12 protein-coding genes are annotated in these 14,482 nt (G+C 62.7%); 2 read left to right on the top strand and 10 right to left on the bottom strand.

Annotation, left to right across the window (positions count from 1 at the left end; all coding sequences use genetic code 11):
* Positions 1 to 17: 17 nt before the first annotated feature.
* Entirely contained in the window at positions 18 to 2,075 is a 2,058-nt protein-coding gene (locus B9N93_RS21010) for an alkaline phosphatase (RefSeq protein ID WP_085216388.1), read from the top strand.
* 126 nt (positions 2,076 to 2,201) lie between these two features.
* Here the strand turns inward: B9N93_RS21010 and B9N93_RS21005 are convergent, their stop codons facing one another.
* A complete protein-coding gene (locus B9N93_RS21005) occupies positions 2,202 to 3,329 on the bottom strand; it encodes a M14 family zinc carboxypeptidase (RefSeq protein WP_254899494.1) in 1,128 nt (375 codons plus the stop codon).
* Positions 3,330 to 3,507: 178 nt separating this feature from the next.
* Here B9N93_RS21005 and B9N93_RS21000 point away from each other — a divergent pair, with 178 nt between their 5' ends.
* The gene (locus B9N93_RS21000; RefSeq protein ID WP_085216387.1) at positions 3,508 to 4,425 is read left to right on the top strand and encodes an alpha/beta fold hydrolase; all 918 of its coding nucleotides are present in this window, start codon (positions 3,508 to 3,510) and stop codon (positions 4,423 to 4,425) included.
* 86 nt (positions 4,426 to 4,511) lie between these two features.
* On the opposite strand, the gene B9N93_RS20995 is transcribed toward B9N93_RS21000, so the two are convergent.
* From B9N93_RS20995 to B9N93_RS20955, 9 genes are all read right to left on the bottom strand, one after another.
* Positions 4,512 to 5,249, bottom strand: a complete 738-nt coding sequence (locus B9N93_RS20995) for a hypothetical protein (protein WP_125469147.1) — start codon at positions 5,247 to 5,249, stop codon at positions 4,512 to 4,514.
* A gap of 205 nt (positions 5,250 to 5,454) precedes the next feature.
* Positions 5,455 to 6,120 carry an energy transducer TonB family protein gene (locus B9N93_RS20990; protein WP_085216385.1) on the bottom strand — a complete coding sequence of 222 codons (666 nt, stop codon included), beginning with the start codon at positions 6,118 to 6,120 and terminating at the stop codon, positions 5,455 to 5,457.
* A gap of 9 nt (positions 6,121 to 6,129) precedes the next feature.
* The gene (locus B9N93_RS20985) at positions 6,130 to 6,534 is read right to left on the bottom strand and encodes an ExbD/TolR family protein (RefSeq protein WP_085213102.1); all 405 of its coding nucleotides are present in this window, start codon (positions 6,532 to 6,534) and stop codon (positions 6,130 to 6,132) included.
* Complete coding sequence (locus B9N93_RS20980; protein WP_085216384.1) at positions 6,531 to 8,348, bottom strand: DUF2341 domain-containing protein; 1,818 nt, start codon at positions 8,346 to 8,348, stop codon at positions 6,531 to 6,533. Before B9N93_RS20980 ends, B9N93_RS20985 begins: the two co-directional genes overlap by 4 nt.
* 223 nt (positions 8,349 to 8,571) lie before the next feature.
* The gene (locus tag B9N93_RS20975; protein ID WP_085216383.1) at positions 8,572 to 10,554 is read right to left on the bottom strand and encodes an HAD family hydrolase; all 1,983 of its coding nucleotides are present in this window, start codon (positions 10,552 to 10,554) and stop codon (positions 8,572 to 8,574) included.
* 33 nt (positions 10,555 to 10,587) lie between these two features.
* Positions 10,588 to 11,337, bottom strand: coding sequence for a class I SAM-dependent methyltransferase (locus tag B9N93_RS20970; protein ID WP_085216382.1), 750 nt, complete (start codon positions 11,335 to 11,337; stop codon positions 10,588 to 10,590).
* Between the two features lie 648 nt (positions 11,338 to 11,985).
* Complete coding sequence (locus B9N93_RS20965; protein WP_085216381.1) at positions 11,986 to 13,146, bottom strand: FIST signal transduction protein; 1,161 nt, start codon at positions 13,144 to 13,146, stop codon at positions 11,986 to 11,988.
* Positions 13,147 to 13,193: 47 nt separating this feature from the next.
* On the bottom strand, positions 13,194 to 13,391 hold the full coding sequence (locus tag B9N93_RS20960; protein WP_085216380.1) for a hypothetical protein: 198 nt from the start codon (positions 13,389 to 13,391) through the stop codon (positions 13,194 to 13,196).
* A 126-nt stretch (positions 13,392 to 13,517) separates the two neighbouring features.
* A complete protein-coding gene (locus tag B9N93_RS20955; protein ID WP_125469146.1) occupies positions 13,518 to 14,090 on the bottom strand; it encodes an alpha/beta hydrolase in 573 nt (190 codons plus the stop codon).
* Positions 14,091 to 14,482: the final 392 nt, after the last annotated feature.

Here is a 14,482-nt window from a genome sequence, read left to right as displayed (position 1 = left end):
TTCGGAGACCAAGAACCATGAAATTCCGTAAAAGCTCGATGACCCTGGCCGTGAGCGCGGCCCTGTTGTTGGGGGCCCAGGCTGCCGATGCCTTGAGCATCACCCGCCTGACCCCACCCAGCCAATGGTTCGCGACCCATGGCGCGAGCCATGGCCCGATGATCTCGCGTTTCGTCCATGGCCAGCGCTTCGACATCCAGGCCACCGTCGTCCCCGACGCGGGCCAAACCATCACCCAGGTGGAATTTCTGATCGATGGCAACCGCGTGGCGCGGATCGTTCCCGCCAGCGTCGGCCGCAAGAGCATGGTCGCCGCCGATGTGCTGACCACCGCCAGCCCCCCGGTGCCGAACGCCATCGCCGCCTCGCTACGCGCCCAACCGTCCGGTCCTGAAGGCGTACACACCCTGACCGCCGTCGCCACCCAGAGCGACGGCAAGACCACCAGCGCCGACGGCGAGTTCGAGGTGGTCAAGCTCAAGGCCATGGGGCACAACAAGGCCAAGAACATCATCATCATGCTGGGCGACGGCATGGGGGCCAGCCACCGCACCGCCGCCCGCATCGTGCTGAACGGCTATGCCCAGGGCAAGGTCAACCAGAAGCTGAACATGGACACCTTCCCGAACACCGCTATGATCATGACGGCTTCGCTGAACTCCATCATCACCGACTCGGCCCCCGGCATGCAGAACTATGTGACCGGCAACAAGGCCCAGAACAACCAGGAAGGCGTCTGGCCCGACGACACCAAGGCCGCGTTTGATAATCCCAGGGTCGAATACCTGTCGGAATTCCTGGCCCGCACCCAGAATAAGAAACTGGGCATCGTCACCACCGCCGACGTGTTCGACGCCACCCCGGCCGCCAACGCGGTCCACACCGCCAACCGTGGCGCGGGCACCGGCATCGTCGATCAATACCTGGACGATGCCGACAAGACCCACCTGGCCGTGCTGATGGGTGGCGGTCGCAAGTGGTTCCTGCCCAACCCGAGCGCCATGACCTCCAACGCCGGGGCCGCCTTCAACGGCTCGGCACGCACCACCGGTACCGACTACGTCCTGCCCGCCGATATCGTCACGGGTTGGGGGGCCGCCCCAGGGGCGCTCGACCCGGCGCGCAACCTGATCGGCGATTTCACCGCCGCCGGTTGGACCTACGTCCCGGACCGGACCGCCCTCGCCGCGGCCGGCACCCCGTCCAAGCTGCTGGGCCTGTTCTCCCTGTCCAACATGAACATCGCCCTGGACAAGATCGGCGGTCAGCGCGGCACCTCCACCGTGGTCAACGACTATGGTTTCCCCGACCAGCCCATGCTGGACGAGATGGCCCAGAAGGCGTTGGATGTGCTGGACGCCAACAGCCCCGATGGCTTCGTGCTGATGGTGGAAGCCGCTTCCATCGACAAGCAGGCCCACCAGATGGATAGCTCGCGCTGGATATTGGAAGCCATCGAGTTCGACCGTGCCGTGGGCGTGGCCAAGCAATACGCTGCCACCCATCCCGATACCCTGGTGATCGTCACCGCCGACCACGAATGCTCGGGCGCGGTCATCATCGGCGCTTCCACCAAGACCGACACCGACCTGCAAACCGCCATCGCCGCGGGCGGCAGCACCGCCCTGGGCACCCCGGCCCTGCGCGACGGCACCGTCGGCACCTACGACAGCGCCAAGTTCCCTAAGTACACCATCGCCGCCGACGGCTACCCGACCACCACCGACGTGGACTACCGCCTGTTGGTGGGTTACGGTGCCAACGGCGACCGCTACGAGGACTACCGCACCCGTCCGCAACCGACCAACGACAGCCAGCAGCCGGGCAATGGCGTCCTGCCGCTGTCCGGTTATCCGCGCAACAACGTCGCCGATGGCGGCCTGGGCGGAACCCGTCCCATCCAGCAGGCCGACGGCTTCTTCGTGACCGGCCAGGTGCCGGGCGACCAGGCCGTCCATACCGGCGGCGACATTCCGCTGTCGGCTTATGGCCGGGGGGCCAGTCTGCTCGGCGGTACCATCGATAACACCGATGTGTTCTTCTCGCTGATACAGGCGACCTTGGGCGTCAAATAAGCCAAAGACGCTTCCCGCGGGGTGGACACCACCGTCCCCCCGCGGGAAGCCGCCGAAGGCCGGGATTGGAAACCGGCCTTTGCCGTTTTCCTTCTGCGGGCACCGTACCCGCCGTCATCGACCGGCCTAGCGGGCCGGGCGCTCCCGTTCCCCGCCCCCATACCAAAGGCGCAGCCCTTGCGCCTCCAACCGCCCGCGTTCGGCGGGTTCCAACCCGGCCCAAGGCTCCGGCGAGCGGGTGGCGCGGTGGAACAAATCGAACAGGAACAAATGCCGCCGCAAGGTCCGCCGCACCCGGTGCGGTAGCCGGGGATTGAACACGCCCAGTGCCGAGAACGCCTGGACCCAGTTCTTCTTCACCCACAGCCAGGAACCCAGTTCCAGCGTGAACGGCAGGTAATGCCCATCGGGTTGGATGGCGCGGTAGCCGTCGTAGAGGTAATCCCACAGGTCGCCATGGGCCAGATAGTGCAGCGACTGCGGCTCGACATGGTAGACATGGTTGGGATGTGAGCGGTCGAGCAGGTGTTTCAAAGCCACGGCCTCGGGCAGGCCGGGAAAGGCGGCGCGGGTCTTGGCGTAGGGGAACCACAGCCGGTCCACCTTGCCGTAACCCGAATGCACATCGATGCTCAGGGCCGTGCGGGCCGGGAAGATTTCGCGGCGGACGAAGTCGCACAGCGCCCGCGCCTCGGTTTCCATGGGCGCGTCCGCCGCGCCCCGGTACCAGGGCAGCCGGGGGGTTAGGCGCTGGCCGCCGAACCAATGCCAAGCCGCCAAGCCCTCGGCCTCGACCGGGGCGTTCCGCATCAAGTCCACCCGGTTGCCGTTGGCGCGGAACCGGAGATACATGCCCACCGGATTCAGCAAGGGCACCATGACCAGCCGGGTCGTGGCCAGCATATCCTGGGTGGCGCGGTCCCAGCGGGCCATTTCCAGCAGGGTGCGCAGATAGGCCAGGACCACCTGGGTGCCGATGCGCTCCAAGCCATGCACGCCGCCGAACAAGGCGAACACCGGCAAGCCCGGGTCGTCGGGCCCGAAGCGGAAAGCGAGCAGCGGGAAGGATTCGCCCCCATGTTCGAGCCGGGCCAATTCCTCGACCCTGGCCTGGGCCGCGGGAATCCGCAGCGCGTGGTCGGCGAGGATCAAAAGTTCGCGTAATTCCGGCAGGCCGCGCAGGACCGGACGGCCCAGTGTGAAATGGCGGGGGTCGAAAGCCCCGGCCCCGCCATGGACGGTGTTCGATTCCAAATCAGCTCCCGCTGTCCCGATGAAAAGTCGATAGGCTAACACGGTTGGATTTCGCGGTAGCGACACCCATCCTGGCACCGGGTACGCTTTGCGCCGGTCCGATAACACGATATCCTCCTGCCGTCATGCGGCCAGGTTCTGGCCGTGGCGTTCCCAATCCTTAGGAGGCAGGTCGGTAATGAGCGCAGAATCCCGTTTGCATCGGACAATCAAGCTCAGGGATGGACGTAAGCTCGGCTACGCCGAGGTGGGCGACCCGCAAGGGCGTCCGGTGATGTATTGCCATGGCTTCCCCGCCTCCCGGCTGGAGGCGATGTTGGTGGACCGGGCCGCCGCCAAGCTGGGGGCCAGGATCGTCGCCCCGGACCGGCCCGGCTATGGCCTGTCGGATTTCCAGCCGGGGCGGCGCATCGTCGATTGGTCCGCCGATGTGGTGGAACTGGCCGACGCCCTGGGTTTCGGCCAGTTTTTGCTGCTGGCCGTGTCCGGCGGCGCGCCCTACGCGCTGGCCTTGCTCCACGCCCTGCCGGAACGGATCACCGCCGCCACCCTCGTCGGCGGGCTGGGTCCGGTCCACACCCTCGCGGCGGTCCAGCCCATGCACTTCCCGGCCCGTTTCGGTTTCGTCAGCGCCCGCCGGGCACCCTGGCTGATGCGGGGGGTTTATGGCTTGGTCCTGGGTCCGTTGATGCGGGCCAATCCCAACGTGGCCCTGGCCCTCTTGACCACCGCCATGCGGGAGGCCGACCGCGCCATCCTGTCCCGCCCGGATATCCGGGCCGATCTTTGCGCTTCCATCGGCGAGGGCTTGCGGCCCGGAATGCACGGGGCGCTGCTGGATTTCATGCTGTATTCCCACGATTGGGGTTTCGACCCCACGGAAATCAAGCTGCCGGTGGCCTTGTGGCATGGCACGGACGATATCACCGTGCCGCCTTGCCATAGCCGGATGCTGGCGGAACCGCTGGCGCGGGCCCAGGTGTTCGATTGGCCGGGCGAGGGGCATTTCTCCTTGCCGATCAACCATGCCGAACCCATCCTCGGGGCGTTGTTGAACGGTGGGGCGGAATCGGTGCCCCGGCATAGGGCGGCATGATCCATCCGGGCCGCGGCCATAAAAAAGGGGCATTCCCACCGGAATGCCCCATAGAAAACCCTCCGTAGTTGGGGGAAACCTCGTCCTTATTGAGAACTCGGCGCGGTCGCGGACTCCGTCGGTTCGGCGTCGGCGGCGGATTGTGGCTCGATGGGCGCGGCGGGGCCGGGTTCGCGCCAGGGCGTGACTTCGAGGTCGCCCAACTTGTAGCGGAACGCCTCGGCGGCGTTTTCCTGCTTCACGGCGGCGATGCCGGTGAAAGGCTCGGCGGCGACGATCTCGTCCCATAGGTTCTTGCCACCGCCCTGGTCGATCCATTCGCGGTTGGCCTTCAACAAAGCTTGGTTCTTGGCCGAGCAATCCTCGATCCAATGGGTGCGCTCCATCACGGCATTGACCAGCAAGGCGTTGTCGCGGCGGAATTTCTCCAGTTCGGTGGCGAGCTTGCGTTGTTGCTCGACGCCGCCCCGGAGGCGTTCGGCGTCGCTGCTGATGCGCTGTTGCAGGTTGGCATTGCCTTCCTGTAGCGCGTCGAGGTTGGCCTTTTGCTGCTTGACCTGGCCTTCCAGGGGTTCCAGCGCCTTGATGCGAGCCTTGAGTCCATCGGCCAGCTTGAGCGCTTCCTTGAGCTGGCTGTCGAGGTCGGCGGCCTTGGCTTCGAGGTCGGCCTTTTCCTGGGTGACTTGGCGCAACATGCCTTGGGTCTTGCGCAGGGTCTGGGTCAAGGCGGGATCGGCACCGCCCTTGGGTTCGGCGGGGGCGGTGGCGCTCCAACACAGGGCGCAGCAAGCGAGGGCCAGGAGTTTCTTGCGGGGGATGTTCATGGGTTCGATCTGCAAAAACTGGGTTGGCGGGATGGCGGTTCCCGGTTTACGCCGGTTCCCAAGCCAGCGGCGGGGACGGCGCTAGAGCATTTTCGGTTGGGGTTTACGCTTGGTCGTAGGGCGGGCATGTATTCATGCCCACCTTTTGCGGGCCATCCCGGTGGGCACGGAATACGTGCCCACCCACAAATAACGTGAAAACGCGCTAGGACCGGATGCGGACCTTCAAGGGCTGCGGCATATGCTCGGGCGGCGGCTTGAACCGGCCCGCGCGGATGCCGTTGAGCGCCGCCTTCAAGGCTTGGTCGATTTCCGCCGTGCCGCTGGAATTCGCCAACTCCACCCGGCTGACGCCACCATCGGGACCGATCCACAGGTGGACCACCGCCGAATAACTGCTATTGCGGGCCTTGTCCTTGAGGCTGCGGTGCAATTCGTCGGTCAATTCCTTGCCGATATGCTGGCCGTACCAGATGATGGCGTTGCCGCCACCCCCGCCGATCAGCCCGCGCCCGCCCTTCTTGCCCATCAGGCCGAAGGCGTCGGAACCGGCCCCGCCCGCCGCGTCCACACCTAATTCCTCGCCCGGCGGCGGCGCTTCCGCCTCGGGTTGTTCCGGCTCGGGTTCCGGCTCGGGTTCGGGTTCCTCGATCTTTTCCTCCTTTACCTCGGGTTCCGGCGGCTTTTGCTCGGGCGGGGGAGGCGGTGGCGGGGGAGGCTGCACCACACTGATTTGCTGGACTTGCTTCTTGCTCTGGATTGGTTTCTCGAAAATATCCCGTACCAGATACAGGACGATGGCGATCACCACCACCAAACCCACCCCGATGGCGGTGGGTAGGTATTTCAGGTACTTGTTCTTCTGTTCCATCGCGGCGGCTTATTTCACCAGCTTCTGGGTCACGAGGCCGAGTTGGCTGATTTCGAGCCGCGTCACCACATCCAATACTTGGATGACTTTTTCATACTGGATGGAGGCATCGGCCTTCAACACCACCGGCAAATCCGGCGTCGCCGCCTTGTATTGCGCCAACCGGGTTTCCAGTTCCTGGATCGACACCGGATAGGTGTCGAGGTAGATCGTCCCGTCCGGGGTGATGGAAATCGCCTTAGTCTTGGGTTTGGACAGGCTCGGCGTGCTGCTGGCCTTGGGCAGGTTGACCGTGATGCCCTGCACCGTGGCCGTGGTCATGATGATGAAGATCAACAGCAGCACATAGGCCACGTCCAGCATCGGCGTGATGTTGATGTCGTCGTAGACCTTCTCTTCCGATTCGACCTTCATGCGGCCTCCCGGAAGCGGTCGGCGACGCGCTCGGACAGCATGGCCAGGAATTCATCGGAGAACACCCGCATATCGGCGACGACATCCTTGATCTGGGTCAGCAGGTAGTTGTAGGCGAACAGGGCGGGGATAGCGACCGCGAGGCCGGCCACCGTCGCCAACAAGGCCGCGGCGATACCGGGCGCGATGGAGTTGATATTCACGTCGCCCGTCGCCGCGATCACCGCGAAGGTGATCATCACGCCCACCACCGTGCCCAAGAGTCCCAGGAACGGCCCGCCCGCGATGGCGATGGTCAGCAAGACCATCTTGCTGTTGAGGCGCTGGCTCTCGCGCACCACGATGGAATCCAGCTTGACCCGGATCACGTTGAGGGCTTCCGGGGTCAGCGGCTTGGCCGAGGAACCCATGCGCTTCTTCACCTCGCCGATCCCGGCGTGATAGAGGTGGTAGAGCGGCGAGCTTTGGAAATGGTCGTGCTTGCCGGCGATGGCCGCGAGGAATTCGGATTCGGCCAGTTCCTTCTCGTCCTCGCTCTCCTCGCGGTCCAACTGGCCGGGGTCGCCGTCGGGGCCGAGTTTTTCGTATGCGGCCAGGAACGCCTTGTTGTCCTTCCTGACCTTGGAGATGACGATGGCCTTGATGACCATGACGATCAGCGATACCACGAACATGACCCCGGTCAAGCCAATCACCACCCAACCGTCGATGGTCACGCTCTGCACAATGACCAGGAACGAGCTATCGCCGCCCGCCCCGCCCTTGGATTCGTCCTGGCCGAAATTGGCGATGGTGAAATCCAGGCTCTGGCTACGGGCCGACAGCTTGATCCATTCCGCGCCGCGGGCGGTGTTGGAGATTTGCACCTCGTCCAGGAAACCGGCCAGGAAACCGCCGGTGGCGGTGCCGCCCAGGGTGAGGGTCGGGTTCATCGCGACGGCGGTGGCGGGGGATTCGCCGCCTTTGTTGCCGTCGACGTAGAGTTCGAGTTTGTCGGGACGCAGCACCACGGCCACATGCCGCCATTGACCGGGCTGCTGGATCGGGGCGGGCGCGGTTTCTACCGTCTTGCCGCCCTGGACGTAGCGGGCCACCACGGTGGCGTCGCGCAGCAGGAGTTCCAGGGCGTTGGCCCCATCGGCGGCGCGGAAGATATAGGCTTCGGGCTGGCTCTGGTCGATCTTGATCCAGGCGGAGAAGGTCCAGCCCTTGGCCGGGTCGAGGGCGAGCGACGGGGAAGCCGGGACTTCGATGGACCCCGCCGCCGCGAACTTGGCCGCCGCGCCGATCCAGCCGGCGGGTTCCGCCGCGGCCAGCGATTTGGCGGCGTGGTTGGCGTAGGCGGTGGCGTCCTGGGGCGTGGGATTTTTGTCGTCGAAATGGAACACTAGGGCTTGGTTCACATCGTAGGTGCCGCCCGCGTCGCCACCGTCCACCGCCGAGCCATTGCCGTAATACATCCAGAAGGTATCGGTACTGGCACCGCTTTGGATGCGCGGCACCTTCACCCAAACCAGGGCCATCTCATTGGCGGCGTCGAATTTCTCGATATGGAATTTCAGCGGCGTCTTGTCGTCCACCATGAAGCGGAGGTCTTTGCCGCCCTCGGCCAGTTCGCCGAAATAGCTGAAATTGCCGGTATGGAGCCGGACCAAGATCGGGAAATCCGCCACGTTGTCGCGGATATCCGCGCCGGTCACGCTGGCATCCAAGGTGATTTGCTTACGCGAGGACCAATCGTCGTTCCACCAAGACAAAGCCAGTCCAGGAAAAGCCAACAGGACCAGCGCCCCAAAATAAACCCGTAATTTCATATCGCTCTGCGTCCGCATCATGCCTAAGACGGGCGAGTATGTCGGGGCAATATTGCAATCAGGTTACGAGTTTACGAAGGAATCGCGACGATGGGCGGGGCGGGCCCATGTCGGCAGGCCCGCTTCCGCCGCCAAGACGGCCTTGTCCGGCCCGGCGGAGGCGCATGCCTCTCTATATGATGCGATTGCGCCGGATGCCACGCCTGCCCACCTGACCGCGGGCCTATCGCCGCCTCAACATCAGCGCCAAGGCCGGCCGCAAGATATAGGCGCTTTCCCAAGCTATTTGGAACAAGGTATTCAACCTGGGACAAGCCAGGGCGATATAACCTTCCCGCCACAGGGATTCCCGCAGTTCCCGCCATCGGAACCTTCCCGCCACCGTTTTGGCCGGCCAGGTGCCGACCTGGCTATCGCGCCCGAAGTCCATGCTCCTGTGGTCCACCGCCATGAGGGCGACATCGCTCCGGCGGGGAAATAGGATGAGTCGGCGCAAATGCCGCCAAGCCGCTTCGGAATCGGCAAGGATTTTTGGAATATCGCCCGCCCGTAAATCCTCCAGATACTCCAGGGTTCCGGCGAACCAGGAATCTCCGGCCCCATCCAGGCAGGTTTCCCAGCCGTTGAATTCCAGATTGGAAACCACACCGCCATCGGTAGCCACATGGAATGATTTGACGCTGGGTAATTCCGGCTCGAATAACGCTTCCACGATATGCCAATAGCGCAGGACGATGGATTTTATCCACAAGGGATGATAAAAATTCCGCTCCACCATCAAACCCGTGGCGCGGGCGAAATGCGGGGTTGCAAACCCTTTATAATTGGCCCGTGCGAATAACACGCTTTCCCAATGCCGTTCTGGCATTCCCTCTTCCAATAAGCGCTGGGTACTGGCGAACAATCCGGTATCGCACAGCAGTAAACGCCCGGTACCTTGCGCCACGGCGTCGAGATGCCGCCCGAACAAATCGCTTTGCAGCGATAAGTCCTGGCGCAAAGCTATTCCCGCAGGATCGCGGTCGAGAGACTCGAAAAATATTTCCGGGCTGAAAGGCCGGTTCCAGTATTCGCCGAATACCAAAGGCACGCTGGATAAAGCCCGCGCCACCGTCGCCAGGGAGGCGTGTTTATGTTCTCTTGCCAGTTCAGCGCAGGCGTATCGCGAACCCCGGACCAAGGCGGTCCGGGCCGCGACCAAGCGGGACACCATGAAATCCTCGGTCCGCACCGGCACGGACAAGCCCAATCGTTCCAAGACGGTTGCAAAAACCCGGCGCATCCGTAAACCTCCCCTGGCGCAAAACAGCGCGACCGTGTTTTCCGGTTGGGGAATCGAGGCGAGATAAAGCCATAGCCATAGGCAATATTCAGCGGTAATAGGTCCGAGTATTTGCTGGCCTATATCCCCCTTCGATAAGGGTTGCTGATGATTGTTGTATCCCGCGCTATCGGATAGGCTTGTTAGCTTATTTTTAATAACGCGTTGGGCTGAGAATAATCCTCCATCCAGCTTATGCAAGGCTATTTTATAATTAGGTTGTGGCGTGACGAATACCTGGATTCCATGCTTGGCCGCTTGCACGCCATCGGCCCAAACATCGTCGCCGATATGGATGATACACCGTAGGCTCACGCCTTCACGCTCGGCCACCCGCAAAAATGCTTGTCCACCCCGCTTGGTGAAACCCAAATCCGCACTGGTATGGATATCATCGACTACCCCTAAACATCCCGTGCCTTCTAATAACCGGGCTATTTGCGGTTTTGAATAATAGGTATCGCTGAGCGCGACGACCCGTTTACCTAAGGTTTTGATTTGCCGTAGGGCCGCGCAAAGTTTGCGGTTGACCCGCACGCTTTGTGCATCCTGGTCGACTTCCAGTGTCGCCCATAAGGTTTCCGCACCATCTGGCATACCGAGCAAGCGGGCCGGTCCCGCCAATAAACCATCCAGGGTGATTTCCCGCTCCGGGGCGGCGATGGCTAGGGTTCGATAAGCATAGCGCTTGGCCTGGATGCGGAGTTGTAAAACCACGCCAGGGTCCAGGCCATAAGGCTTCAAATCGGGATGGAGGCAAAGACTACGGACGGCGTTCAGCAAGCGGCGATTTTCACTGATGGGCTTGCGTTGCAAGAGGGTATCGAAAACATCGACTGTGACCAGATCGATATCTTTTAATTGCTGGTGATTGGGGAACTTCATCCGTACCGTCCTTCGACTATGGCCGAGTCCGAGCTATCCTGGGTTCGGCGGCGCAGGCCGCGCCTCGGCCACGATATTCCGGGTCAACGGTAAAGAAAACGCGGGCCGTCCAAGATCGGCGACATAGGCGGCTCGCCAGAATAAACGGCTCGTACCGGCCAGGATATAACGGAATAACGACCAGGGTTTGTACCATACCTTGCCTAGTTTTAAATCCGCGTCTGGCATCATGCGCTGGGCTTTGAAGCCGGCATTGCCCAGCACAAATTCCAGGCTTTCCGGGGTAAAGCAACAATGGTGGGTGAAATCGGTATAGCGATGGTAGAGCGCGGTGGGACCGAGGGCGTTGGGTACCCGCACGATCAAGCGGCCTCCGGGTTTGAAAATAGGATGCAACCGCCGCAAGAAACCCACTTGTTCCGATTTGGGGATATGCTCTAATACATCCAGCATCAATACGGTATTGATCTGGCCGGCCCGCTCGGTATAAAAAGCGTCGGCCTGTTCCGGGGTGATTCTTTGGCAGGGTAGGCCGTGGGATTGGGCCACGGCGATTTGTGCCGCGTCGATATCGACGCCCGTGGCATTGACATATCCCTGCGCGAGCAGGGAATAAATATGCAGGCCGAAGCCACAGCCTATATCCAGGATATGGGCCGTTTTATCCCGACCAACCCAGCGGACCAAGGAAGCCCCGTGTAAACGGTGCCAGCGCTCGAAATAGGCGGCGTCCGTGCCATGCCAGCGCTGGCTTTGCAGCGCATAATTCAAAGTGTCGTCCATACTGGTCCATCCATGGCGGATTTTTGGTTTCAGATGCCCAATCCATGGGCTTATCGGTGGTATTATCCAAGCGGCTCCATGGGTTGCCCATAGGGATGAGTGCTTATGCCGTGGTGGTAGATTGTCAAGGCCAAGCCCGAGTTATTCCTAGCCCCGGCCTCCGGTTTTTACCGCCGTGCCCATCACGCCATTCCTCCGCCGGAAATAACCTAGTTATGCTTATCACTGGGAGTTTTGCGGGGGTTTCCGGGTCATCGCCACGAGGTTAATACCCCCAAGGCGCGGAAACGCGCATGGATGCCTACCCAGCAACGGTCAGGAGGATCGGATATGGCACAGGAACCCACCCGCCAAGCTAGCGATTCGGCGCAATTGCTCGATCAAACCATCGCCTGCGGCTAAGGCGGCGAAACCCATCAGACCGCCAGCGCCGACACGCCGACGCTCTCACCACCCAGCAGGGCATCCCGGTCGCCGACGACCAGAATTCCTTGAAACCCGGCCCGCGCGGCCCGACCCTGCTGGAGGATTCCTGGAAATTTGCGGCAACTTACGGCTGTGGGCGCGGGAGGCGCGGATCAAGCGGCTGTGAGGGGTTGTCCGCTGGTGGGAAGACCGGACTTGCCCCGGTCCGGTCCTGGCTCCGCCTCACAATGGCGTGGTGAAGACGGTCAATACCCCGGTGTAGCCATAGAGATGGCTGCGGGCGATTTCACCGCCGGCGAAAAAACCGACCAAGGGCACCTCCCCACCCAACTCGCGGTTGACCAACCGGAACTCGGCGTGGGGTGCGCCGAAATGCGGGCCACCGCGACCGGAGCAACTGATATAAAGCGCCCCGTCGATCCGCGCCGAGGTTCCGCAATCACGGCGGATTTCGCCCAGGATGCGGAGCAGGTCGAGCTGGGCGGCCTCGGTGTCGCGCCGGCAAAAAGCCAGCTTGGCACCGGGCCGCAATTGCTCGGCGACCACCAGCACGCCGCTTTTGCGGCTGACGCCCACGATATGGCGGACCTCGGTGTTGGTGCCGAAAGCGCCCGGCTGCACGGAAACATCTTCGCCGGTGGCGGTCAGGCCGACCAAGGTGGTGGCGAGGGCGCGGTTCAGCTCCACGTCCGACAGGGTCTCCGGCAAACCCAGGTCTTGCAGCACGCAATCCAAGGCCCGCTGCCCGTCCAGCGTGACCAGGATATTGCCTTCGCCACGGGTGACCCGGCGCTGCGTCCCGATAGGCTGGCAACCCTGGGTCACACGCGACAGCAATCGCACGTCCGGGCCGAACGCCACCCCCGACAGGCCGCCGCTGAACACGGTATCGGCGAAATGAGAAGCCCGGTGGCGGGCCGAACACAGACCGCCGAACAAGTACCCGGTCGAGGTCTGGCCGCTCAACCGTTTCAATTCGGCGGCCAATTCCCCGGTGGGGCCGTGGGCGTGGACCAAGGCGGTGAAGGGCTCGAAACCGGGCGGCTGGGCGTCCAACGGCTGGAATTCCGAAAACAGCCGGAAGCTGTGGGCTGGCAAATTCGTCAACAACAGTACCATGGCCGGTTCGTCGATGTATTCCACCGGCCCGGCGGCGACACCGATGCCCAGGGTACCCACCCAATGCACACCCGGCAGATACCGGCCCAGGGTTTCCAGGATGGCACCGGCCTGGGCGGCATAATGGTCGGTGCAATAACACCAGCCCAGGCTAAGACCGGCCACCGGGGCGGATTCGAGCTGCTGCCGAATCTGGCTCCAGCACTGTTCCAGGGCTATCCGCCAATCGGCGTGGCCCGCATGGGCTTGAATGAAATCGGCCATGGCTGTTGTGGGATCAAAATGATTATGGGGGTGAACGGAGCCGGGGTTTATTCCGGTTTCTTGTGTTTCCTGAGCATCATTTCAATCGCGGTGACCGACTCCGAGACATTCAGCCAGTTTTCCGCGCGTTCCTCGTTTTTGAATTCCTTGCCGAGGTTGATAGGCTCCTCCACGCCATCGATGCGTAGGAAGCAAGCCCATTTGCCGCTCGGCAATTCTTCGACGGTGACGTTGTAATCGGCCACTTTGGTTATCTCCCGATGGTATTTCAAGAATCAAATCATTGTATTAAAGCCTCGCGATGGGCGGTTGAAAGCCCATCCCGTTAGGCCACCCCCCGCGATAACACGGATGGCTTAATGGGATAGGCTCTAAGCCGGATGGGATGGGGCGATATGCGCACGCAGATAATCGGCGATCCGGGCTAACCCCTGGTCGTCCAAGCCAAAATAATCCCCCGGCGCCTCCAGGTATTCCGCCGCGATCCCGGCCTTTTGTAAGTCCTTGGCCGTTTCTCGCCAATCCGTTCCTGGCGCTGCCGGACCGATATGGCCTGAAACCAGCAATAGCGGCGCGGGGTGCCGGGCCGCGCCGATGGATTCCGGCCTTGGCTTGGCCCCCCGTCCGACGGCGACGACCGCGCCCAAAGGCTCGGCTTGGCTCAAACCCAGGGCGAGCGCCAGCCCGGCCGCCTCGGCGAATCCCACCACGGCCAGCTGCGCATGCTTGAGGCGCTTGGCGGCGAGGGCCGCTTCCAGGTAACGCCACAAGCCATCCACCAGACCCGCCTCCATATCCCGGCCCGGCCAAGGCAGTTCGGGGGCAAGGAACTCGGCTTTATTAAGCGTCGGTGCCCAATCCAACGACAGGTCGATGATTTCGTCCGCGCTCGAACCCGCGCCGTGGAGCAAAACCACGAGATATTTGGCCTTACCGCAAGACAAGGGCGGCCTGGTCGGACCGCTAAAGGAACATTCCATCCCGGTAACCCACTGATTAAATTAATGAAATCTGGAGCCACGCCTTGCCGGGGCCGGTGGGCCGGACGGCTGGTCGAACCGGCGGGGACACCCACCTTCGACCCCAATCGCTCCATTCCACGCCACAAGCAGATTCGGTGCCAGGGACCGGGCGGCGTTGGGCGGGGACCGGGACGACGGTCTATGTTTTTGGTTTCAGGGCGGTTTTCAGGGGGTGTGGCCTAGCCGTCCGCGGGCTTTTCCGGGTTGGCGGGTTTGTCGGGTTTAGCACAGAGCGCGCCCCATCCAACCCAGCGGAGGCTTATCGCGGGGGGCTGGTGGAACAGGATGTGTAGGGTTTCCAACGCTGCTTGGGG

Source organism: Methylomagnum ishizawai, from assembly GCF_900155475.1.
Taxonomy (GTDB): Bacteria; Pseudomonadota; Gammaproteobacteria; order Methylococcales; family Methylococcaceae; genus Methylomagnum; species Methylomagnum ishizawai_A.
The sequence above is the reverse complement of the archived record's forward strand: the minus strand, read 5'-3'. Positions and strand labels throughout refer to the sequence as shown.